20 protein-coding genes are annotated in these 21,544 nt (G+C 71.8%); 9 read left to right on the forward strand and 11 right to left on the reverse strand.

What is annotated here, in order from left to right; all coding sequences use genetic code 11:
• Nucleotides 1-52 precede the first annotated feature (52 nt).
• Nucleotides 53-2,434: an excinuclease ABC subunit UvrA gene (locus tag ABZ915_RS36550; RefSeq protein ID WP_361812416.1), complete on the forward strand. Its 2,382-nt coding sequence runs from the start codon at nucleotides 53-55 to the stop codon at nucleotides 2,432-2,434.
• A 47-nt stretch (nucleotides 2,435-2,481) separates the two neighbouring features.
• On the opposite strand, the gene ABZ915_RS36555 is transcribed toward ABZ915_RS36550, so the two are convergent.
• The 4 genes from ABZ915_RS36555 to ABZ915_RS36570 form a co-directional block, all read right to left on the reverse strand.
• Nucleotides 2,482-4,725, reverse strand: a complete 2,244-nt coding sequence (locus ABZ915_RS36555; protein WP_361812418.1) for an MMPL family transporter — start codon at nucleotides 4,723-4,725, stop codon at nucleotides 2,482-2,484.
• Nucleotides 4,726-4,915: 190 nt separating this feature from the next.
• Nucleotides 4,916-5,599, reverse strand: a complete 684-nt coding sequence (locus tag ABZ915_RS36560; protein WP_361812419.1) for a response regulator transcription factor — start codon at nucleotides 5,597-5,599, stop codon at nucleotides 4,916-4,918.
• Nucleotides 5,596-6,804, reverse strand: coding sequence for a sensor histidine kinase (locus ABZ915_RS36565; protein ID WP_361812421.1), 1,209 nt, complete (start codon nucleotides 6,802-6,804; stop codon nucleotides 5,596-5,598). The genes ABZ915_RS36560 and ABZ915_RS36565 overlap by 4 nt, the downstream gene beginning before the upstream one ends.
• Before the next feature lie 199 nt (nucleotides 6,805-7,003).
• On the reverse strand, nucleotides 7,004-8,455 hold the full coding sequence (locus ABZ915_RS36570; protein ID WP_361812423.1) for an amino acid permease: 1,452 nt from the start codon (nucleotides 8,453-8,455) through the stop codon (nucleotides 7,004-7,006).
• 207 nt (nucleotides 8,456-8,662) lie between these two features.
• Between ABZ915_RS36570 and ABZ915_RS36575 the strand changes: the two genes are divergently transcribed.
• The 3 genes from ABZ915_RS36575 to ABZ915_RS36585 all read left to right on the forward strand — a co-directional run bounded on the left by ABZ915_RS36575 (nucleotide 8,663) and on the right by ABZ915_RS36585 (nucleotide 11,341).
• The gene (locus ABZ915_RS36575; protein ID WP_361812522.1) at nucleotides 8,663-9,307 is read left to right on the forward strand and encodes a GntR family transcriptional regulator; all 645 of its coding nucleotides are present in this window, start codon (nucleotides 8,663-8,665) and stop codon (nucleotides 9,305-9,307) included.
• A 44-nt stretch (nucleotides 9,308-9,351) separates the two neighbouring features.
• Complete coding sequence (locus ABZ915_RS36580; RefSeq protein ID WP_361812425.1) at nucleotides 9,352-10,824, forward strand: APC family permease; 1,473 nt, start codon at nucleotides 9,352-9,354, stop codon at nucleotides 10,822-10,824.
• A 124-nt stretch (nucleotides 10,825-10,948) separates the two neighbouring features.
• Complete coding sequence (locus ABZ915_RS36585; protein ID WP_361812427.1) at nucleotides 10,949-11,341, forward strand: hypothetical protein; 393 nt, start codon at nucleotides 10,949-10,951, stop codon at nucleotides 11,339-11,341.
• 9 nt (nucleotides 11,342-11,350) lie between these two features.
• On the opposite strand, the gene ABZ915_RS36590 is transcribed toward ABZ915_RS36585, so the two are convergent.
• Nucleotides 11,351-12,181 carry a M55 family metallopeptidase gene (locus tag ABZ915_RS36590; protein ID WP_361812429.1) on the reverse strand — a complete coding sequence of 277 codons (831 nt, stop codon included), beginning with the start codon at nucleotides 12,179-12,181 and terminating at the stop codon, nucleotides 11,351-11,353.
• Nucleotides 12,182-12,321: 140 nt separating this feature from the next.
• Between ABZ915_RS36590 and ABZ915_RS36595 the strand changes: the two genes are divergently transcribed.
• Together ABZ915_RS36595 and ABZ915_RS36600 are read left to right on the forward strand one after the other, a co-directional pair.
• A complete protein-coding gene (locus tag ABZ915_RS36595) occupies nucleotides 12,322-12,612 on the forward strand; it encodes a hypothetical protein (RefSeq protein WP_361812431.1) in 291 nt (96 codons plus the stop codon).
• Between the two features lie 262 nt (nucleotides 12,613-12,874).
• A complete protein-coding gene (locus tag ABZ915_RS36600) occupies nucleotides 12,875-14,689 on the forward strand; it encodes a phosphatidylglycerol lysyltransferase domain-containing protein (RefSeq protein WP_361812432.1) in 1,815 nt (604 codons plus the stop codon).
• Nucleotides 14,690-14,855: 166 nt separating this feature from the next.
• Here ABZ915_RS36600 and ABZ915_RS36605 read toward each other — a convergent pair whose 3' ends face one another.
• The 6 genes from ABZ915_RS36605 to ABZ915_RS36630 all read right to left on the reverse strand — a co-directional run bounded on the left by ABZ915_RS36605 (nucleotide 14,856) and on the right by ABZ915_RS36630 (nucleotide 20,084).
• Complete coding sequence (locus ABZ915_RS36605) at nucleotides 14,856-16,295, reverse strand: HAMP domain-containing sensor histidine kinase (RefSeq protein WP_361812434.1); 1,440 nt, start codon at nucleotides 16,293-16,295, stop codon at nucleotides 14,856-14,858.
• On the reverse strand, nucleotides 16,296-17,045 hold the full coding sequence (locus ABZ915_RS36610) for a response regulator transcription factor (protein ID WP_361812436.1): 750 nt from the start codon (nucleotides 17,043-17,045) through the stop codon (nucleotides 16,296-16,298).
• Between the two features lie 187 nt (nucleotides 17,046-17,232).
• Entirely contained in the window at nucleotides 17,233-17,829 is a 597-nt protein-coding gene (locus ABZ915_RS36615; protein WP_361812438.1) for an FMN reductase, read from the reverse strand.
• Nucleotides 17,826-18,917 (reverse strand): LLM class flavin-dependent oxidoreductase, encoded by a 1,092-nt coding sequence (locus ABZ915_RS36620; RefSeq protein WP_361812439.1) that lies wholly within the window; start codon nucleotides 18,915-18,917, stop codon nucleotides 17,826-17,828. Before ABZ915_RS36620 ends, ABZ915_RS36615 begins: the two co-directional genes overlap by 4 nt.
• A gap of 110 nt (nucleotides 18,918-19,027) precedes the next feature.
• Nucleotides 19,028-19,513 carry a MarR family winged helix-turn-helix transcriptional regulator gene (locus ABZ915_RS36625; RefSeq protein WP_361812441.1) on the reverse strand — a complete coding sequence of 162 codons (486 nt, stop codon included), beginning with the start codon at nucleotides 19,511-19,513 and terminating at the stop codon, nucleotides 19,028-19,030.
• A gap of 70 nt (nucleotides 19,514-19,583) precedes the next feature.
• Nucleotides 19,584-20,084, reverse strand: coding sequence for a hypothetical protein (locus ABZ915_RS36630; protein WP_361812442.1), 501 nt, complete (start codon nucleotides 20,082-20,084; stop codon nucleotides 19,584-19,586).
• Nucleotides 20,085-20,185: 101 nt separating this feature from the next.
• Between ABZ915_RS36630 and ABZ915_RS36635 the strand changes: the two genes are divergently transcribed.
• From ABZ915_RS36635 to ABZ915_RS36645, 3 genes are all read left to right on the forward strand, one after another.
• The gene (locus ABZ915_RS36635; RefSeq protein ID WP_361812444.1) at nucleotides 20,186-20,524 is read left to right on the forward strand and encodes a YnfA family protein; all 339 of its coding nucleotides are present in this window, start codon (nucleotides 20,186-20,188) and stop codon (nucleotides 20,522-20,524) included.
• A gap of 92 nt (nucleotides 20,525-20,616) precedes the next feature.
• A complete protein-coding gene (locus ABZ915_RS36640) occupies nucleotides 20,617-21,393 on the forward strand; it encodes an SDR family NAD(P)-dependent oxidoreductase (RefSeq protein ID WP_361812446.1) in 777 nt (258 codons plus the stop codon).
• A complete protein-coding gene (locus tag ABZ915_RS36645; protein ID WP_361812448.1) occupies nucleotides 21,390-21,542 on the forward strand; it encodes a hypothetical protein in 153 nt (50 codons plus the stop codon). Before ABZ915_RS36640 ends, ABZ915_RS36645 begins: the two co-directional genes overlap by 4 nt.
• Nucleotides 21,543-21,544: the final 2 nt, after the last annotated feature.

Raw genomic sequence — 21,544 nt, forward strand, 5'->3', positions numbered from 1 at the left:
TCGAGCAGGAATCGAGAAGCGCAGGCCCCCGAGCCGCCTCTAGGGTGCGTGCATGGCCACGAACACGGACACCCAGTCGCCCGCGTCGCACGTCGCCGACAACCACGAGCTGATCCGGGTGCACGGCGCACGCGAGAACAACCTCAAGGACGTCAGCATCGAGATCCCGAAGCGTCGGCTGACGGTGTTCACCGGTGTCTCCGGCTCGGGCAAGAGCTCGCTGGTGTTCGACACGATCGCCGCGGAGTCGCAGCGGCTGATCAACGAGACGTACAGCGCCTTCGTCCAGGGCTTCATGCCGAACCTGTCGCGGCCCGAGGTCGACGTCCTGGAGGGTCTGACCACCGCGATCAGCGTCGACCAGCAGCGGATGGGCGCCGACCCGCGCTCCACGGTGGGCACCGCCACCGACGCCAACGCGATGCTGCGGATCCTGTTCAGCCGGCTCGGCAAGCCCTACGTCGGGCCGCCCGGCGCGTTCGCCTTCAACGTTCCCTCGGTCTCGGCGTCCGGTGCGATCAAGGTGGAGCGCGGCGCCAAGAAGGCGGAGAAGGTCACCTTCAACAAGGTCGGCGGCATGTGCCCGCGCTGCGAGGGCCGCGGCTCGGTCTCCGACCTCGATCTGGCCCAGCTCTACGACGACAGCAAGTCGATCAACGAGGGCGCCTTCACCATCCCCGGCTACACCGGCGGCGGCTGGAACACCCGGCTGTACGCGGAGTCGGGCTTCTTCGACCCGGACAAGCCGGTCCGCGAGTTCACGAAGAAGGAACTGCACGACCTCCTGCACCGCGAGCCGACCCGGATGAAGATCGCGGGCATCAACATGACCTACGAGGGTCTGATCCCGCGCATCCAGAAGTCGATGCTGTCCAAGGACAAGGAGGCGATGCAGCCGCACATCCGGGCGTTCGTGGAGCGTGCGGTCACCTTCGCCACCTGCCCCGACTGCGACGGCACCCGGCTCGCCGAGCACGCCCGCTCCTCGAAGATCGGGCAGCTCTCCATCGCGGACGCCTGCCGGATGGAGATCAGGGACCTCGCCGACTGGGTGCGCGGCCTCGACGAGCCGTCGGTGGCGCCGCTGCTCACCGCGCTCCAGCACAGCCTCGACTCGTTCGTGGAGATCGGCCTCGGCTATCTCTCGCTGGACCGGCCCGCGGGCACGCTGTCGGGCGGTGAGGCACAGCGCGTCAAGATGATCCGCCACCTCGGTTCCTCGCTGACCGACGTCACGTACGTCTTCGACGAGCCGACCGCGGGCCTGCACCCGCACGACATCCAGCGGATGAACGAACTGCTGCTGCGGCTGCGGGACAAGGGCAACACGGTGCTCGTCGTCGAGCACAAGCCGGAGGTCATCGAGATCGCCGACCATGTGGTCGACCTCGGCCCCGGCGCCGGTACGGCGGGCGGCACCGTCTGCTTCGAGGGCACCGTCGACAAGCTGCGCGGCAGCGACACCGTCACCGGGCGCCACCTCGACGACCGCGCCTCGCTCAAGGACGAGGTGCGCCGGTCCACCCGGGCCCTGGAGATCCGCGGCGCCTCGGCGAACAACCTCCGGGACGTCGACGTGGACGTCCCGCTCGGCGTGCTCACCGTGATCACCGGTGTGGCGGGGTCCGGCAAGAGCTCGCTCGTGCACCGGTCGGTCCCCGAGGACCTCGGGGTCGTCTCGGTCGACCAGAGCCCGATCCGGGGCTCGCGGCGCAGCAACCCGGCGACGTACACCAGTCTCCTGGAGCCGATCCGCAAGGCGTTCGCCAAGGCCAACGGCGTCAAGCCCGCGCTGTTCAGCGCCAACTCCGAGGGCGCGTGCCCCACGTGCAACGGCGCCGGCGTCATCTACACCGACCTGGCGATGATGGCCGGGGTCGCCAGCACCTGCGAGAACTGCGAGGGCAAGCGGTTCGACGCCTCGGTCCTCGAGTACCGCCTCGGCGGCCGGGACATCTCCGAGGTGCTCGCGATGCCGGTGTCGGAGGCCCTGGAGTTCTTCGCCGAGGGCGAGGCGCGCACCCCGGCCGCGCACAAGATCCTCGAACGCCTCGCGGACGTCGGGCTCGGCTACCTCACCCTCGGCCAGCCGCTCACCACGCTGTCCGGCGGTGAGCGGCAGCGCCTGAAGCTGGCCACGCACATGGCGGAGAAGGGCGGCGTCTACGTCCTCGACGAGCCGACCACCGGTCTCCACCTCGCCGACGTCGAGCAACTCCTCGGCCTGCTCGACCGGTTGGTCGACTCCGGCAAGTCCGTGATCGTCATCGAGCACCACCAGGCGGTCATGGCGCACGCCGACTGGATCATCGACCTCGGCCCCGGCGCCGGCCACGACGGCGGCCGGATCGTCTTCGAGGGCACCCCCGCCGACCTCATCGCCACCCGCTCCACCGTCACCGCCGAACACCTGGCGAGCTACGTCGGCGCCTGAGGCCGGCAGGGGCGGGCCGCACCCCTGCCGGTGCGGCCCGCCCGCCGCTAGACGCGGGCCTCGATCGTGTCCTCCCCCTTGGCCGGAGCCGGATCCGTGGTCTGGCTCGGGCGGTGGCTGAGGGTCTCGCCCTCCACGTCGACTCGGGGCAGGAGCCGGTCCAGGGGGCGGGGCAGCCACCAGGCGCGGTCACCGAGCAGGGCGAGGACGGCGGGTACGAGGGCCATGCGGACGATGAAGGCGTCGAAGAGCACGGCGGTGGCCAGGCCGAAGCCGATCATCTTGACCATGGAGTCGTTCTCGCCGATGAAGCCGGCGAAGACGGCGATCATGATCAGGGCGGCGGCGACCACCACACGGGCGCTGTGCCGGAAGCCGGAGACCACCGCTTCCCGCGCCGACGCCCCGTGGACGTACGACTCCCGCATGCGCGAGACGAGGAAGACCTCGTAGTCCATGGCGAGGCCGAAGACGATGCCGACCAGGAAGATCGGCATCAGGCTCATGATCGGCCCGGTCTGCTCCACGCCGAACAGGCCCGCGCCGTGTCCTTCCTGGAAGACCACGACGACCGCGCCGAGGGCCGCCAGGACGGAGAGGAGGAAGCCGAGGGCGGCCTTGAGCGGGACGAGCAGGGAGCGGAAGACGACCAGGAGGAGGATGACGGCCAGGCCGACGATGGTCACCAGGTACGGGATCAGCGCCGCCTGGACCTTGGCCGCTATGTCGATGTTCAGGGCCGTGGTGCCGGTGACCTCGAAGGTCGCACCGGCCGCGGACTCGGTCGCGGGGCGTTCGGAGCGGATGGCCTTGACGAGGGTCTTGGTCTTCTCGTCGGTGGGGCTGGTCGACGGCGTGGCGCTGAAGACGGCGGTGTCGCCCGCCTTGTTGAAGTGGGGTTGGGAGACCGAGACGATGCCGGTCGTGCCGGCGATCTTCTCGCTGACCGTCGCGACGGCCGTCTTCGCGTCCGGTGCGCCCTCGGCGTCCACGACGATGGTGAGCGGGCCGTTGAAGCCGGGGCCGAAGCCCTGCGCGAGGGCGTCGTAGGCGCGGCGCTCGGTGGTGGAGGTGGGTTTGGCCTCGTCGCCCGGCATGCCCAGTCGCAGGCCGGTCATCGGGACGGCCAGGGCACCGAGGCCGAGGACACCGAGGAGCAGTACGGGCAGGGGGCGGCGGAGGACGAACCGGGCCCAGCGGGTGCCGAGGTTGTCTCCCGCGGCCCGTGCGACCCCAGCGGCCCCCGCGCTCTTCCCGGTCCGGCCGCGCCCGCGGGCCGAGCGCGGCAGCACGGCGTCCGGCCAGAAGCCGAGCAGGGCCGGGACGACGGTCAGGGCGATGAGCACGGCGACGACGACCGCGCCGGCGGCGGCCAGGCCCATCTTGGTCAGCGTCGGGATGCCGACGACCGCGAGTCCGGCCAGGGCGATGACCACGGTGAGCCCGGCGAAGACGACCGCCGAGCCCGCCGTTCCGACGGCCAGCCCGACCGCTTCCCGGGGGTCACGTCCCCCGGCACGTTCCTCGCGGTAGCGGGAGACGACGAACAGGGCGTAGTCGATGCCGACCGCGAGGCCCAGCATCATCGCCAGGGTGCCGGTGCTCGTGGACAGGCCGAGGGCATGGCCCACCAGTGTGATCGTGAACATCGTGATGCCCACGCCGAGGATCGCGGTCAGCAGCGGCAGCCCGGCGGCGGCCAGCGAGCCGAAGGTGACCAGCAGGACCACGGCGGCCACCGAGATGCCGATCAGCTCGGCGACTCCGCCCGGTCCCCCGCCGCCGTCCGTCGCGGACCCGCCGGTCTCGACGGTCAGCCCCGCCCGGCGCGCCTGGTCGGCGGCCTTCTCCAGCGCCGTCCGGGCAGCGTCGGTGACCTCGGCGGACTTCACCTTGTAGGTGACGGTCGCGTACGCGGTCGTGCCGTCGCCGCTGACCGCCTTCGAGGTGAACGGGTCGGCGACGCCGGCGACCTGCGAGCCGTCGCCGAGTTCGTCCACCGTCCGCTCGATGGCCTTCTTGTTGTCGGTGGCGGTGACCTTCTGCCCGTCGGGGGCGACGAAGACGACCCGGGCGGTGGCGCCGTCGGCCACGGCGCCGGGGAACCGCTCCTGCATCAGGTCGAACGCCTTCTGGGACTCGATCCCCGGCATGGAGAACTCTTCGTCGGAGGTTCCCGGTGCTTTGAGGGCGCTCAGCCCCACACAGGCCAGGACGGCCGCCCAGAGCAGGGCGACGTACCAGCGTCGTCGGTGGGCCAGGCGGCCCAGCCGGTAGAGGAAGGTGGCCAAGGCGGAACTCCACATCGGATCAGCGGATCTCGGGGTCCTGCCCAGGCTGTCCCGGAAGGGGCCGCCCGGTCGTCATGCCACCGGTGACAGTTGTGCCTGCTGAAACGGCAGGAGCACCTACCGAAACCGCGGTAGGTCGCCGGCCCCGCGCGTACTGCCCCGGTAGGAGGGCGCCCCCTTCGTCCGTCCGTCACATGGCGCGTGGTGTCGGGCGTACGAGGCCGGTCTGGTAGGCGATGACGACGAGTTGGGCGCGGTCGCGGGCGCCGAGCTTGGTCATGGCGCGGTGGATGTGGGTGCGGACGGTCAGCACGCTGAGGACCAGTTCCGCGGCGATCTCGTCGTTGGACCTGCCCTCGGCGGCCAGCGCGGTCACTTCGCGTTCGCGGGGGGTGAGCTCGTCGAGGCGTTCCGGTGGGGCGAGGAGGTTGCCGGGTGCGGTCGGCGCGGTGAGGAAGCGGGTGATGAGGGCTCGGGTGGCGCCGGGCGAGAGGAGGGCCTCGCCGAAGGCGACGGTGCGGACACCGGCGAGCAGTACGTCGGTGGTGACGTACTTGCCGAGGAAGCCGCTGGCGCCGACGCGCAGGGCCTGGGCGACGTACTCCTCCGTCTCGAACATGGTGAGGACGAGGACGCGGGTGCCGGTCAGCCCGGGGTCGTCGCAGATGGCGGCGGTGGCGGCCAGGCCGTCCGTGCCGGGCATGCGGATGTCCATGAGGACCACGTCCGGGTGGTGGGCGCGGGTGCGCTCGACAGCCTCCTGGCCGTTGCCGGCCTCGCCGACCACCTCCATGTCGTCGCAGGAGTCGATCAGCAGCCGGAACGTGCCGCGCAGCAGGGCCTGGTCGTCGGCGAGCAGGACACGGATGGTCACAGAGGTGCCTCGTCTTCGTGCAGGGCGTGGGGGTGGAGCGGCAGTGCGGTGGTGACTTCGAAGCCGCCGCCGGGGAGGGGTCCGGCACGCAGGTCGCCGCCGACGGAGTGGGCGCGTTCGCGCATGCCGATCAGGCCGAACCCGCCGCTCCCGGGTGCGGCGGGGGCGGCTCGGTCCCCGTCGTTGGTGACCGTGACGATCAGGCGGGAGTCCGTGTAGGCGAGCCGGATCCGGGCGGGGTGGCCGGAGGCGTGCCTGGTGACGTTGGTGAGGGCTTCCTGGACGATCCGGTACGCCGTCAGGTCCACGCCGGGCAGCAGCGGCTGGGGTTCGCCCTCCGTGGTGACTCTCACGTCGAGGCCGGCCGACCGGCAGGCGGCGATCAGATCGGGCAGGCGGTCGAGTCCGGGGGTCGGTTCCAGGGAGTCGGGGCCGGGGTCGTCGGCCTGCCGCAGGATGCCGACCGTGGCCCGGAGTTCGAGCAGCGCGGAGGAGGTCGTGCCGGCCAGGTCGGCGAGGATCTTCCGTGCCTGTTCGGGGTGGGTGGGCGCGAGATGGGCGGCGGTGCCGGCCTGTGCGTTGGCGACGGCCATGTGGTGGGCGACGACGTCGTGGAGTTCGCGGGCGATGCGCATGCGTTCCTCGGTGACGCGCAGGCGTGCCTCCTCCTCGCGGGTGCGCTCGGCGTGGGCGGCGCGGGCCTGTACGGACTCCAGGTAGGCGCGTCTGAGGCGGGCCATGCTGCCGGCGGACAGGGGCAGCAGCAGCCACAGGACCGTGCCGACGGACCGGAGCAGGAACTGGTCCCCGAGCGGGGCGGCGGACACGGAGGTGATCACCAGCACGGCCATGGTGGTGTAGCCGTAGCGGCGGGTGGTCCTGGAGTCGGTGAGGGCGGCCAGCCGGTGGAGCGCGGTCATGACGGGTGCCAGCAGCAGGGGGCTGGGCAGGTAGTCCAGGCCGGTCATGACGGCGGCGGCGGCCGCGGTGACGACGAGCACGGCGCGCGGGTGGGCGCGGGACTTCAGGATCGCGGCGCAGGAGACCAGGGCGAGGATCCTGGCGGGCCACACGTCCTGCGGCGCCACGGAGTCGGGCGTGCTGATCTGGGCTCCGAAGACCGTGCAGGCGCACAGCGTCAGTGCCAGCACCACGTCCGCGACCCGCGGGTGGTGCACCGCGTACCGCTCCAGGCTGACCGTCATCTCGTCTCTCCGGGTCAGGGGGCTGTCTCCATGGTGCCCAGACTGTCCCGGCGGGGGCCGGTGTGCGTCCTGCCCCTGGTGGCGATCCGGCCTACTGCGTCCGGACGACCCCCTACTGAAACCGCGGTACACCGCCGGGTGAACGACGCGGCGGCGGCGCGGCGAAAGAGCCGCACCGCCGCCCGGCGGGTCCTGGTCCCTACGCGGAGGGGACCGCGTCGCGCGTCCGGCCGAGCCGTTCGCGGACCAGTGCGAAGACCACCACGGCGATGGCCACCAGGGTGGACAGGACCACCTGGTCGCGGCCGCCGCCGTCGGCCGTGTCGGTGAGCATGTAGCCCAGGACGAAGACGATCAGGGCGATGGTGGCCCAGGTCAGGTAGGGGTACAGCCACATCCTGACGACCAGCTTCTCGGGCGTCTCCCGCTCGATGATCTTGCGCATGCGCAGCTGGGAGAAGCAGATGACCAGCCAGACGAAGAGGGCGATCGCACCGGAGGAGTTCAGCAGGAACTGGAAGACCGTGTCCGGCCACAGGTAGTTGAAGGCGACGGCGACGAAGCCGAAGACCACCGAGGCGAGGATGGCGGTGCGGGGGACGCCCCGGCCGGTGGTGCGGCCGAAGGAGGCCGGCGCGTCGCTGCGGCCGCCGAGGGAGAACGCCATGCGGGAGGCGGTGTAGAGGCCCGAGTTGAGGCAGGACAGTACGGAGGTCAGCACGATGGCGTTCATGATCTCGCCGGCGTGCGGGATGCCGATGGAGCTCAGGGCGGCGACGTACGAGCCGTCCTTGAGGATCGCCGGGTCGTCCCAGCGCAGCAGCGACACCACGATGAGGATCGAGCCCAGGTAGAACACCGCGATCCGCCAGATCACGCTGTTGGTGGCCTTGGTGACCGCGCCACGCGGGTCCGCGGACTCGCCGGCGGCCAGCGTGACGATCTCGCTGCCCATGAAGGAGAAGACGACCATCAGGACGCCGGTGAGGATGGCCCCCGGCCCGTGCGGCAGGAACCCGCCGTGCGCGGTGAGGTTGGAGAAGCCGGACGCCGCGTGGTCCGAGCCGGGCAGCAGGCCGAAGATCGCGAGGGCGCCCAGCACGATGAACGCGGCGATGGCGACGACCTTGATGCCGGCGAACCAGAACTCGAACTCGCCGTAGGAGCTGACCGAGGCCAGGTTGCTGGCGGTGAGGACGAGCATGACGATCAGGGCCCAGCCCCACTGCGGCACCGCCGGGACCCAGCCGGCCAGGATCTTCGCGCCGGCGGTCGCCTCGACCGCGAGCACCACGACCCAGAAGAACCAGTACAGCCAGCCGATGGTGAATCCGGCCCAGCGGCCGAGCGCGCGGTCGGCGTAGGCGGAGAACGAGCCGGACGTGGGGTTGGCCGCGGCCATCTCGCCCAGCATCCGCATGACGAGGACGACGAGGGCGCCGACGAGGGCGTAGGAGATGAGGATGCCGGGGCCCGCGGCGGCGATGCCGGAGCCGGAGCCGACGAACAGGCCGGCGCCGATGACACCGCCGATGGCGATCATCGACAGATGGCGGTTCTTCAGTCCGGCTTGCAGGCCGGAGCCCGCCGGGGTGCTCTCGGCGGTCGTGCTGGGCTGCTCCGTGTCGGGGAGCGGGGGACGCGGGGTCATCTCGACATCCTGGGAGGAAGGGGGGACGAGGGCATGCGTCCGGAAATTAGTTCAGTACGATCGAAAAAAACAAGAGCTGTTCGCCTTGTTTAAGTGTTCAGTGTGCTCTATTTTTCACGCATCCCCGCTCAGCAGGACGGTTAGGGTGACGCCGTGGTGAATGCAGCGGGCAAGTTCGGACCCTATGGCGGCGCGGACACCCGCGTCCTGCCCGGCAGGGGGCCCACGGGATCGGAACTCGTCCGGTCACGGATCGCCCTGCGGGTGCGTCTGAAGGCCGTCTCCCCGGGAGACCGGCTGCCGGACGTCGGCGTCCTCGCCGAGGAACTGGGGATCAGTGAGATCACCGTGCGCCGCGCGCTGGAGGGAATGTGCCAGGACGGCCTGCTCGACCGCCGGCGGGGCCGCGCGGGCGGGACCTTCGTCGCACCGGACTGGGACACGGTCGTCGCCCTGATGCACGACGCCGAGGAGGCGGCCGCGCTGGACGGCTTCCATCTGCTGCTCGAGTGCGGGCTGGTCGCCCACGGGGCCGGCGAGGTCCCGGCCGCCCACCTCGACGGGCTGCGGTCGCTGGTCGACGCGATGGACATGGTGACCGACCCGGAACGGCTGGTCGAGATGGAGACCCGCTTCCACCTCGACCTCGCCGAAGCGCTCGGCGGCGCCGGGATCCGCGAGTTCGCCGCCGACCTGCTCGGCCGGCAGTGCCTGCTGCTGCCCGCCCCCGCACCCGACGAGGTACGCGCGCGCAACCGCTGCCACGCCGACCTGCTCACCGAACTCGGCCGCGGCGCCCTGGGCCCGGCCGTACGCGCCGTCAAGGCCCACCGGCACGCCCACCCAGACTGACGCCGCAGTGACCGCACCGCCCCACCGCAGAAGGAGCCGCCGCCATGCCTGACCTCGGAGCCGTCGGCCCGTCGTCGACATCGGGCCCCGCCGACGGCACGCCCCAGCGCCTGCGCGGCGGCGTCCTCGGCATGGCGGACATCGCCGCCGCCACGATGGCCAACGTCGGCCCGGCCATGAGCTTCTTCTTCGGCTTCGCCTTCCTCGCCACCACCGCGGGGATCGCGTCACCGCTGACCATCGTGACCGCGGGCGTCGCCGTCGCGCTGCTGGGCAACACGCTCGCCGAGTTCTCCCGGGCGCACCCCTCCGCGGGCAGCTTCATCACCTTCGTCGGCAAGACCTTCGGGCCGGTCAGCGCGGTGACCACGGCCCTGCTGGCCGGCCTCGGCTACATCATCGCGATGGCCTCCGTCATCGCGATCTCGGGCGGGTTCGTGCAGATCACCCTGTACCACTACACCGGCGTCGACCTGCCGTGGATCATCTGGACGCTGCTGCTGACCGGTCTGTCGGTGGTGCTGATGCTGCGCGGAGTGGTGGTCTCCACCAAGTGGGCCGGCTACTTCTTCGGCGTGGAGATGCTGGTACTGGTCGTGGTCTCGATCGCGGCGCTCGTCGAACACCGCGGCCACCTCTCCGCCGACCCGTTCCTGCCCGGCCACATCAGTCACGGCCTCAGGGGCCTGGCCGCGGGCTTCCCGCTGGCGGTGTACCTGTTCATCGGCTGGGAGAACTCGGCGGCACTGGCCGAGGAGACGGAGAACCCGCGGCGCAACGTCGGCCGCGCCGTGTTCTTCTCCGTCGCGATCATGACCGTGAGCTACGTCCTCTTCTCCTACGCCACGGTGACGGGCTTCGACTACGACATGGCCAGGCTCGGCGACGCCCGCATCCCCTTCATCTCCGTCGCCCAGGACACGCTCGGAGGGCTCGCCTTCCTCGCCTACCTCGGAGGCCTGACCTCCACCCTCGGCGTGCTGATCGCCGGCATCAACTCCCAGGCCCGCCTGGTGTTCAACGCCGGACGCGAGGGACTGCTGCCGTCCTTCTTCGGCTATGTGCACCCCACCCGCCGCACGCCGACCAACGCGATCGTCACCTTCACCGCCATCTCGCTGCTGATCATCGGCGGCTGGGGCCTGGGCCATCTGCTCGGGGCCGACGGCGGGCCGATGAACCCCGTGGTCTTCTTCGCCGAGTCCTCGAGCCTGGGCGCCATCCTGATCCTGCTGGTCTACCTCGCGTCCAACATCGCCCTCCCGCTGTACTACCGCCGTTACCGCCCGCAGGAGTTCCGGACGGTACGGCACCTGGTGCTGCCCGCGATCGGCACCCTGGCCATCCTGGTCCCGCTGTACTACCTCGCCAAGCCCGGCCAGCCCGCGCCGTACAACTGGTTCCCCGTCGTGGCACTCGCCACCCTGCTCGCCGCTCTCGGCTACGCCACGCTCCTGGTCCGCCGCGACCCGAGCCTGGCCGAACGGGTCGGTTCCGTCGTCGCCGACGCGGAGTGAGCCGGGTGCCGGGTGCCGGGGTGCCGGGGTAGTTCTGCCCCGCTTCCGGTGGGCAGTTCTTTCCCTTGTCCCACTCGCGCGGAAGCCGGACGTTGGGAGGGACGTCGACAAGCTAGGAGAAGCCATGCGTAATCGCATCGCCATTCTCGCCGTCGCGGCAGCCCTTCCCCTGACCGGCGTGACCGCGCTCGCGACGGCGGGCCCCGCGGCGGCCGACCCGAACAGCTCAGTGGTCACGGTCTCGGGATCGGTCGACGACTGCGCCGGCGGGGCCTCACCCGTCAAGGTGTCGATGACGGCTGGCTCGGAGACCCGGGTGGACAACAGAACGGACCTGGCGAACACGAACAGCTACTCGGTCACCTTCACGAACATCCCCAAGAACACGATGGGCACGACGGCCATAGCGATCGTGAGCTGCGCGAACGGCTCCTCCTACACCGCGAAGAGCTTCACGATCATGCGGCCGAACGGCACCGTGACCAGCATGGACCGCGTTCTCAAGGCGCCCGGCTGACGCCTCCCGTCAGCAGTACGGCGGCTGATTGGTCAGCGAGGCCGCCACCCGCGTCCACACGCCGAACTGACGGTAGAGGGAGGGCAGCCGGCCGCTCGCCTCGACGGTACGGCTGTCGGTGGCGGTCACGCCGGGGATGCCCAGCAGGGTGGCGGCCACGGAGGAGGACTGCCAGCGGACGGCGAGAGTGGCGTCCCCGGCGGCGGCCCCGACGACGCGGGGGCGGACGGAGAGGGAGCGGGCGACCGCGTCCTCGATCTCCTGGCGGGCCTCGGCGGCGGGGCGCAGCCGGGCCGCGAAGCGGTCGTGGGCGTACTTCACGGGGGCCGTGACGATGGCGCCGTCCCAGTCCGTCGCCTCCGCGCAGGCCATGTCGTCGCCGGAGAGGGCGACCACGGGCACACCGAGCGCCGCCGCGGTGGCCTGGGCCAGGCCGATCTCGCCGACCGGGCGGCCGTTCAGCCACATGTCCTCGATCTCATGGCCCATGAAGCTGTGGCTCAGCACGCCGTGGGCGCCGGCCCGGGCGTGGTAGCCGACGCAGACGACGGCGTCGTACTCCTCGGTGAGCCCCTCCAGCATGCCCATCTGCTTGGGCTTGCCGCGGACCAGGCGGGCCGCCGGGTGCAGGGCCTCGGGCAGGAGGTTGCGCATGGGGCCATGGGCGTCGTTGACGAGTACGGTGCTCGCGCCGGCCGCCACGGCGCCCCGGACGGCGGCGTTCACGTCCTCGGCCATCATGGCCCGGCCCCGCTCGTAGTCCCGCCCGCCCGGCTGGACGTCGTCGGCGTCGACCAGTCCGGTGACGCCCTCCATGTCCGCACTGATGTATATCCGCACGTGGCCCACCCTAGAGTGAACCGGACCCTACGTATTGTAGGTTCCCAACCACCTCTGGGTAGAGATGGACCAGCAGGCGTTGATCAACGGCGGCGGTTCACACGTATCCGTGCCCAGGCATCGGTTCGACGGGGGAGATCATGCGGGACACACGGGAAGCGTGCCCACCACGGCCGGGCGTACCGCCGGCCGCGCGGGCGCTGGCGCCGACGGTCGTCGTGCTCGTGGTGAGCCTGACGATCGCCGCCGCAGGGGTGTACGAGCTGTGCGGGTTCGGGCTGCACAGCCTGGACCGGCGGCCGCACCTGTTCAGCGACGGGCTGACCACGGCCGGAGTGATCGTCGCCGTGGTGGCGGCCGGGGCCGCGGTGGGCAACCTGGCCTGGCTGCTGACGACTGCCCGGCGCCACACGGGGCACCGGAGCGACTAGGGTCTGTCCGGCCCGGTCCGCCGGGCCCGGGGTCGCAAGATCCCGGAGCGGCGCACCGCTCGTCGCACACGCCCCCGCGCGCCCCCGTCCGCGTGGCGCGATACCGGGGGTGCGAGACGGTGCACCCCTACCCGCAGTACCCTACAAAATGTAGGGTCTGCGGTGGCCCGGCCGCGTGACGGACCGCGCGACCGGCTGCCCACCCGTCCCCCCGACACCGCCCCGTCCCCCATACCGCCCCGTCCCAAGGTGACCGGTCACCATGCCCCCACTGCCCGCACAGCAGTCGACCACGCACCCCCCGCGGCCCTCCGCCGAGCACCCCGCACGCCGTACGCCCGGGTTCCCCGGCCCGCGGCTGCGGGCCCGGGCGGCCTCGGCCACCGTCTGGTACCTGCGACTGCTCGCCGCGCTGAACATCGCCGCGGTCGTCTCCCTCCCCTTCCGTGAGGAGGTCCACGAGCACAACGCGGGCGAGTACTTCACGCCGTACCTCGCCACCGCCGGCCTGGTCTCGGCGGCGCTGGCCTCCTTCCTCGCGCTCGTGATGCGGCGCCGCAAGCGGGCCGCCTGGGCCTTCAACCTGCTGCTCTCCGGCGCCCTCCTCGGCCTGTACGCCCTCGCGCTCACCCGCGACGCCTACCGCGAGCACCTCTTCAACTGGCTCTCCGCCCTGGTCACCGCCCTGTTCGTGGCTGCCCTGCTGATCGGCCGCCGGGAGTTCGACGCCATCGGAGACCGCTCCAACCCCAGACTCGCCCTGGCCGTCGGCGCCGGCGGCATCCTGGTCAGCGCCACCCTCGGCACCCTGCTCGTGGGCGCGACGAACAAGGTGCCCGGCGCCACGCTCCAGGACCGCATCGCGTACACCCTGCTGCGCGGCATCAGCGTCGGCCCGCTCGCCGACCGGGTCGACACCGTGCACGCCCCCCGCTGGGTCGACGTGATCATCAACATCCTGATCGCCGCGACCTTCCTCCTCGTCCTCTACGCCTGCTTCCGCGCCCCGCGCGGCCAGGCCCTCCTCGGCGAGGACGACGAGCGGCGCCTGCGCTCCCTGCTCGACCGGCACGGCGATCGCGACTCCCTCGGCTACTTCGCCCTGCGCCGCGACAAGGCCGTCATCTTCTCCCCCAGCGGCAAGGCCGCCATCGGCTACCGCGTCATCGGCGGCGTCAGCCTCGCCTCCGGCGACCCCATCGGCGACCCCGAGGCCTGGCCCGGCGCCATCGACGCCTGGCTCACCGAAGCCCGCAGACACGCCTGGACGCCCGCCGTCATGGGGGCGAGCGAGGAGGCCGGCACGATCTACTCCCGCCACGGCCTGGACGCCCTCGAACTCGGCGACGAGGCGATCGTCGACCTCGCCGACTTCACCCTCGACGGCCGGGCGATGCGCGTGGTCCGCCAGGCCCACAACCGTGTCCGCCGCGCCGGCTACACCGTCCGCGTCCGCCGCCACGAGGACATCCCCGACCCGGAGATGGCCCTGCTCGTCGACCGCGCCGACCACTGGCGCGACGGCGCCACCGAACGCGGCTTCTCCATGGCCCTCGGCCGCCTCGGCGACCCCGCCGACGGCCGCTGCGTGATGCTCGAATGCCGCGACGCCCAGGGCGAACCACGCGCCCTGCTGAGCTTCGTGCCGTGGGGCGAGCACGGCCTCTCCCTCGACCTGATGCGCCGCGACCGGGACTGCGAGAACGGCCTGATGGAGTACATGGTGGTGGAACTGCTGCTGCGCGCGGAGGAGCTGGGCGTACGGCGGGTGTCCCTGAACTTCGCCATGTTCCGCTCGGTGTTCGAACGCGGCTCCCGGCTCGGCGCCGGCCCGGTGCTCCGGCTGTGGCGGTCGGTCCTCACCTTCTTCTCCCGCTGGTGGCAGATCGAGTCCCTCTACCGCGCCAACGCCAAGTACCGGCCGGTGTGGGAGCCGCGGTTCCTGCTCTTCGCCAAGAGCGGCGACATCCCGCGCATCGGTCTGGCCAGCGCACGGGCCGAAGGATTCCTCACGGCACCCGCCCTGCCGGGGCTGCCCGCTCTTCCGGGACGCCGCAGGTCCACACCCTGCCCGTGACCCGCGCCCTGCCCGTGACCGGGGCGGCCGCCCCGAGCGGTTGCCCGAGCGTCCCGGCTGGGCGTAGGGGTCCGGGAAACAACGCTCTCCGGAAGCAGCGGTCGAAGCCGGACGAGCGGCGGCGCGTCCTCGGCCCGGCCCGCGACCGGCCCACCGCGGGCGCCCCTCAGCTCCCGCCGTGCGCCCGGCCCGCGACGCCGCCGCCCACCGTGAACCCGATCACCGAGCCGCCGCCCTCGCGCCGGAAGGCGAACGCTGATCCGCCGTGCGCCATGGCCACCTCCCGCACGATGGACAGACCGAGACCGGAGCCGGGCAGGGAACGGGCGTCGGCGGCGCGGTAGAAGCGGTCGAAGATACGGATGAGGTCGCCCTCTGCGACGCCGGGACCGCGGTCGAGGACCTCGACCCGGACCATGCCGGACCGGGCGGGACCGGCGAGGCTGACCTCGATGGGGGCCTTGCCGTCGCGGTCGAACTTGGCGGCGTTCTCGACCAGGTTCGACATGGCGCGCTGGAGCATGCCGGAACGGCCGTCGGTCGTCGTGTCGCCGCACGCCCGCAGGACGATGTCGCGGCCGGTACGACGCCGGGCCAGACCCACCACGTCCTCGGCGATGTCGGCCAGGTCCACCCGCTGCGGCGGCTCGTTGTCGGACTGCCCGGCGGCCAGATCGACGAGCTCGTTGACCAGGTCGGTCAGCTCGCGGGCCTCCTGGGTGAGGTCGGCGACGAGATCCTCACGGGTGGCGGGCGGAAGCTCGTCGATGCGGCGCAGGAGCGAGATGTTCGTACGCAGGGAGGTCAGCGGGGTACGCAGTTCGTGGCCCGCGTCCTGGACCAGGCGACGCTGGTCCTCCTCCGACTGGGCGAGGCGGCCCAGCATGCGGTCGAAGGCCCGGCCGAGACGGCCCACCTCGTCGTATCCGGCGACGGGCACCTCGATGCCCAGCTGCCGGGTGCGGGCCACGTCCTCGGCGGCCGAGGTGAGGATCACCAGGCGGCGGGTGATGCGGCGGGCCAGCCACCAGCCGAACAGGCCCGCGGCGACCACGACCGCGGACATCAGCGCCAGCGTCCGCTGCTGGAGCGCCCGCAGCAGGTCCTCGGTGTCGCTGAACTCCTGCGCCACCTGCACCGCGCCCCGCCCGTCGCCGAGCGCGACGGTCGCGATACGGAAGAGGTCCTCGCCGACCCGGACGTCCTTGTGTTCCACCAGCTTCCCGGCCGCCGCCGCGCCCGCGGTGCTCCGGTCGCGGGCGGTGACGGGCAGTACGGGGCTGCCGTGGTCGACGATCTCGCCCTCGGCGCCGAGCACCTGGACGTCGGTGCGGGCCGGCCGCACGACGTCGTGACCGGGCCGGGACGAGGAGAAGTCGTCCGGCACCATGTCGTGCTGCCGCACCTCGTCCTGCACGTCCTGCACGACCTGCGTGAACACCGACTGCTGGTCGACGCGGACCAGGCGGGCGGCGGCACCGTAGGACAGGATCCCGACGAGGATCGTGACGGCCGCGGTGACGGCCGCGAAGGACACGGCGAAGGTGGTGCGCAGCGACACCAGCTTGGGCCGGCGCCGGGCCAGCAGCCGCCCGAGGCGGCCCACTCAGTCCTCCCGCAGCACGTAACCGACGCCCCGGACGGTGTGGATGAGCTGCGGCGCGCCGGGCTCGTCGAGCTTGCGGCGCAGGTAGCCGACGTAGACGGCGAGGTTCTTGGAGCCGGGGCCGAAGTCGTAGCCCCAGATGCGGTCGTAGATGGTGGAGTGGTCGAGGACGATGCCCGCGTTGCGGACGAGCAGTTCCAGCAGCTCGAACTCGGTCCGGGTCAGCTCCAGCTCGCGCCTGCCCCGCCAGACCCGGCGGGCCTGGAGGTCCATGCGCAGTCCGGCGGCCTCGATCTGCCGGTCGGAGATCTGGGGGTCGGACTTGCTCACCTCGGGGGCGCCGCCGTTGCCGCCGACGGTGCCCGCGGCGCCCGCGGTCACCGGGCTGGTACGGCGGAGCAGGGCACGCAGGCGGGCGAAGACCTCCTCGACGTCGAAGGGCTTGACCACGTAGTCGTCGGCGCCGGCGTCCAGGCCCGCGATGCGGTCGGCGGTCTCCACCAGCGCGGTGAGCATCAGGATCGGCGTACGGTCGCCCTCGGCGCGCAGCACCCGGCAGACCTGGAGGCCGTCGATGCCCGGCATCATCACGTCCAGGAGGAGGACGTCCGGCGGGGTCCGGTGCGCCTGCGCGAGCGCTTCGACGCCGTCGGCGACCGCCGTGACCTCGTAGCCCTCCAGGCTCAGGGCACGCTCCAGGGCATGACGGATGGCACGGTCGTCTTCGGCGAGCAGCACAGTCTGGGGCACGCCACCAGTCTGCCAAGGCCTCCGGCGGTTCGGCGGGGGCGAGTGGGCGTACGATCACCCTTTTTACCTGGCTCTCACCGTCCGCGAGGCAACCGCCTGGGGGCTGCCGCCCCCAGACCCCCGCTTCGGCCCTGAATGGGCCTCGTCCTCGAACGCCGGACGGGCTGAGCAATCCGGACCCCTCGGGTCAGCCCCGCAGCGCCGCCAGCTGCTCCTCGAACGGCACCACCGCGAGGCCGCCGTCGTCCTCGGCCTCGGCCGGACCGACCCCCGACAGCCCCGCCATCAGCGCGGCCAGCTCCCCGCCGGCCCGTTCGATCCGCTCGGCCAGCCCTTCCGCACCCCAGTCCTCCGAGGCCGCGTACACGGCGGTCGGCACGACCACGGCCCGCAGGTAGGCGAACAGCGGACGCAGCGCGTGCTCCAGGACGAGCGAGTGCCGCGCCGTCCCGCCCGTCGCCGCGATCAGCACCGGCTTCCCCACCAGCGTGTCCTTGTCGAGCACGTCGAAGAAGGACTTGAACAGCCCGCTGTAGGAGGCGGTGAACACGGGGCTGACGACGATCAGACCGTCGGCCGAGGCCACCGCGTCCAGCGCGTCCGCCAGCGCCCGCCCGGGAAACCCGCTGGTGAAGTTGTGCGCGATCTCCACCGCGAGGTCCCGCAGCTCGATCACCCGTACCTCCGCCGAGGTCCGCTCGGCGGTGGCGTTCGCCAGCCGGTCGGCCAGCAGCCGGGTGGAGGACGGGACGCTCAGTCCCGCCGAGACGACTACGAGCTTCATGCGGCGGTCACCTCTTCCGAAGCGGCGGCGAGCAGGGACTGGTGGGTGGGCGCCTCGGGCACCTCGGCCGGGCGGCCGACGGCGAACTCCTTGCGCAGCACCGGCACGACCTCCTCGCCGAGCATGTCGAGCTGCTCCAGCACGGTCTTCAGGGGCAGCCCGGCGTGGTCCATCAGGAACAGCTGGCGCTGGTAGTCACCGGCGTACTCGCGGAAGGACAGGGTCTTCTCGATCACCTGCTGCGGCGAGCCGACGGTCAGCGGGGTCTGCTCGGTGAAGTCCTCCAGCGACGGCCCGTGTCCGTACACGGGGGCGTTGTCGAAGTACGGCCGGAACTCGCGCACCGCGTCCTGCGAGTTCTTCCGCATGAACACCTGGCCGCCGAGGCCGACGATCGCCTGCTCGGGCGTGCCGTGGCCGTAGTGGGCGTACCGGGTGCGGTACAGCTCGACCATCTGCTTGGTGTGGTCGGCCGGCCAGAAGATGTTGTTGTGGAAGAAGCCGTCGCCGTAGTACGCGGCCTGCTCGGCGATCTCCGGGGAGCGGATGGAGCCGTGCCAGACGAAGGGCGGGACGCCGTCCAGCGGACGGGGGGTGGAGGTGAAGCCCTGGAGCGGGCTGCGGAACTTGCCCTCCCAGTTCACCACGTCCTCGCGCCACAGGCGGTGCACCAGGGCGTAGTTCTCGATGGCGAGGTTGATGCCCTGGCGGATGTCCTGGCCGAACCAGGGGTAGACCGGGCCGGTGTTGCCGCGGCCCATCATCAGGTCCACCCGGCCGTCGGCCAGGTGCTGGAGCATCGCGAAGTCCTCGGCGATCTTCACCGGGTCGTTGGTGGTGATGAGGGTCGTGGAGGTGGAGAGGACGAGCTTCTCCGTCCGCGCGGCTATGTAGCCGAGCATCGTGGTCGGGGACGAGGGCACGAACGGCGGGTTGTGGTGCTCGCCGGTCGCGAAGACGTCCAGGCCGACCTCCTCCGCCTTCAGCGCGATGGCGACCATGGCCTTGATGCGCTCGCGCTCGGTCGGCGTACGCCCCGTGGTCGGGTCCGGCGTGACATCGCCGACGCTGAAGATCCCGAACTGCATGGTCGCTCAACCTCCAAGTTGTTGACCGTTCAACTATAACCCTCCAACGAGTCCCAGTGTCCGTGTATTCCTCATGGTCCGGCGGGTCCCCGCGTGCACATCCGGGGGGATCAGACCCGGCCCTCCCGAAGCCGGGCGATCTGCTCCCCGCTCAGCTCCACCGTCCGCCGCATGTGCCGGACGATCAGCGCGAGTTCGGCGTCGTCCAGGTCGTCGAAGAGCGTCTCCCAGGTGCCGCTGAGGCGGTCCCACATCCGCCCGAACTCGGCGACCTTCTCCGGCACGGTGGCCACCAGCACCCGCCGCCGGTCCACCGCGTCCCGCTCCCGGACGACGTACCCCGCCTTCTCCAGCCGGTCCACCAGCCGCGTCGCCGACCCCGTGGTCAGCCCCGTCAGCTCCGCGATACGGCCGGTGGTGACCGGGGCCTCCTCCAGCGTGAGCAGATTCAGGCACTGGAGATCGGTGGGGTGCAGGCCGAGGTGGTCGGCGACGGCCTGGTTGAACAGGGCGTACGACGCCATGTACCGGCGGGAGACCGTGGACAGCTCCGCCAGCAGCCGCGACCGGCCGCCCCCCGCACCGTTCCCGGACATGACCGCCCCTTTCGTCTGCGCCGTGCAGATAGCGTACGGCGCAGCGGCCGCGCCGGCCCGAGCCCGCGGCTCAGAACGCGTAGGTGTCCCCCGTGGCCAGCACCAGCACCCGCGCCACGTCGTGCGCCTTGCCCGCGTCGGCGGCGCCGCCGTTCCACGCCGTCCCGACCTCCATCGTCACCTCCGACGGCTGCCCCTTCAGGCGCACCGAGAGGGCGATCGGCTCACCCAGTCCGTGCGCGGCCAGCGCGCCCGTGCGGCACACCACCGCCCGCTCGTCCGTACGCGCGCACCCCGCCGGGAACTGCTGCACATCGGCGAGCGCCGCCGACCAGTGCAGCCGCACACTCGCGTCCGGGACGGCGGACGGCCCGTCGTTGCGCGGGGTCAGCCACACGTCCACCTGGTCGCCGGTCAGCACCGCGGAACCGTGATAGGCCAGCCCGGCCGAGGGCTCACCGGAACCGGCTCGGGCGGCCCCACCCCCCGCGACCACGGCCAGCCCGGCCAGCCCGGACACGGTGACGCTCCACAGACCCCGTCGACCCCACAGACCCCGCACACCTCGCATGACACCCACTCCTCACATATACGTATCTATGGGATGTATGCCACGAGGAGCGGACGACAGGCGCCGTCCATCAGGTGACGCGGCCGTGCGAAGCTGCCCCCATGCTCGTCCTCCGCTCCGCCGCCCTCTTCGTGGTCGCCGCCCTCTTCGAGATCGGCGGCGCCTGGCTGGTCTGGCAGGGCGTGCGCGAGCACCGGGGCTGGCTCTGGGCGGCGGGCGGTGTGCTCGCCCTCGGCGCCTACGGATTCGTCGCCACCTTCCAGCCCGACGCCCACTTCGGCCGCGTCCTCGCCGCCTACGGCGGGATCTTCATCGCCGGTTCCCTGCTGTGGGGCGTGATCGCCGACGGCTACCGCCCCGACCGCTGGGACATCACCGGCGCGCTCATCTGCCTCACCGGAATGGCCGTCCTCATGTGGGCGCCGCGCGGCGGGGGCTGACCGTTCGGAGGGCGGACGGCCCCGCCGTGGGCGCACCGCGGTCACCTACCCTTGGGCACAGACCGATCATCGTACGCCCGAGGAGCCGCCCCATGGCCACCGCAGCCCCGTCCGCCGCCTCCCGCATCGCCGTCGTCACAGGTGCGAGCAGCGGAATCGGCGCCGCCACGGCCCGGCAGCTCGCCGCGGCCGGGTACCGCGTCGTCCTCACCGCCCGCCGCAAGGACCGCATCGAGGCGCTCGCGGAAGAACTGACGGCGGCCGGCCACTCCGCGACCGCGTACCAGCTCGACGTCACCGACCGCGCGGCCGTCGACGAGTTCGCCACCGCCTTCAAGACCATCGGCGTCCTCGTCAACAACGCCGGCGGCGCACTCGGCGCCGACCCCGTCGCCACCGGCGACCCCGCGGACTGGCGCACGATGTACGAGACCAACGTCATCGGCACCCTGAACCTGACCCAGGCCCTCCTGCCGAAGCTCGTCGCGAGCGGCGACGGCACCGTCGTGGTCGTCTCCTCCACCGCCGGCCACGGCACCTACGAGGGCGGCGGGGGCTACGTCGCCGCCAAGCACGGCACGCACGTCCTCGCCGAGACCCTGCGCCTGGAGATCGTCGGACAGCCGGTCCGCGTCATCGAGGTCGCGCCCGGCATGGTCCGCACCGACGAGTTCGCCCTCACCCGCTTCGGCGGCGACCAGGACAAGGCGGCCAAGGTGTACGAGGGCGTCGCCGAACCCCTCACCGCCGAGGACGTCGCCGACACCATCAGCTGGGCGGTGACCCGCCCCAGCCACGTCAACGTGGACCTCCTGGTCCTCCGCCCCCGCGCCCAGGCCTCCAACAGCAAGGTCCACCGCGAACCGTGACCCCCGACGACGACAGGACACTGGAACGCCGCCGCCTGGCCCAGGAGACCAAGGACGAGCGCAAGGTCTGGTACTTCCTCGCCTACTTCCTCTTCGGCATCCACATCGTGGCCTTCGTCATGATCTACGCGGTGCGGCACGCCCACTGAAC

The organism is Streptomyces sp. NPDC046915, from assembly GCF_040644935.1.
In the GTDB taxonomy this organism is placed as follows: domain Bacteria; phylum Actinomycetota; class Actinomycetes; order Streptomycetales; family Streptomycetaceae; genus Streptomyces.

Excerpts from the sequence above, each read along its gene's own strand:
- ABZ915_RS36565 (WP_361812421.1), bottom strand. The coding sequence starts at position 6,804 with ATGACGGTCAGCCTGGAGCGGTACGCGGTGCACCACCCGCGGGTCGCG.
- ABZ915_RS36550 (WP_361812416.1), top strand. The coding sequence starts at position 53 with ATGGCCACGAACACGGACACCCAGTCGCCCGCGTCGCACGTCGCCGAC.
- ABZ915_RS36570 (WP_361812423.1), bottom strand. The coding sequence starts at position 8,455 with ATGACCCCGCGTCCCCCGCTCCCCGACACGGAGCAGCCCAGCACGACC.
- ABZ915_RS36615 (WP_361812438.1), bottom strand. The coding sequence starts at position 17,829 with ATGAAGCTCGTAGTCGTCTCGGCGGGACTGAGCGTCCCGTCCTCCACC.
- ABZ915_RS36635 (WP_361812444.1), top strand. The coding sequence starts at position 20,186 with ATGCTCGTCCTCCGCTCCGCCGCCCTCTTCGTGGTCGCCGCCCTCTTC.
- ABZ915_RS36585 (WP_361812427.1), top strand. The coding sequence starts at position 10,949 with ATGCGTAATCGCATCGCCATTCTCGCCGTCGCGGCAGCCCTTCCCCTG.
- ABZ915_RS36630 (WP_361812442.1), bottom strand. The coding sequence starts at position 20,084 with ATGCGAGGTGTGCGGGGTCTGTGGGGTCGACGGGGTCTGTGGAGCGTC.
- ABZ915_RS36620 (WP_361812439.1), bottom strand. The coding sequence starts at position 18,917 with ATGCAGTTCGGGATCTTCAGCGTCGGCGATGTCACGCCGGACCCGACC.
- ABZ915_RS36625 (WP_361812441.1), bottom strand. The coding sequence starts at position 19,513 with ATGTCCGGGAACGGTGCGGGGGGCGGCCGGTCGCGGCTGCTGGCGGAG.
- ABZ915_RS36580 (WP_361812425.1), top strand. The coding sequence starts at position 9,352 with ATGCCTGACCTCGGAGCCGTCGGCCCGTCGTCGACATCGGGCCCCGCC.
- ABZ915_RS36640 (WP_361812446.1), top strand. The coding sequence starts at position 20,617 with ATGGCCACCGCAGCCCCGTCCGCCGCCTCCCGCATCGCCGTCGTCACA.
- ABZ915_RS36600 (WP_361812432.1), top strand. The coding sequence starts at position 12,875 with ATGCCCCCACTGCCCGCACAGCAGTCGACCACGCACCCCCCGCGGCCC.
- ABZ915_RS36595 (WP_361812431.1), top strand. The coding sequence starts at position 12,322 with ATGCGGGACACACGGGAAGCGTGCCCACCACGGCCGGGCGTACCGCCG.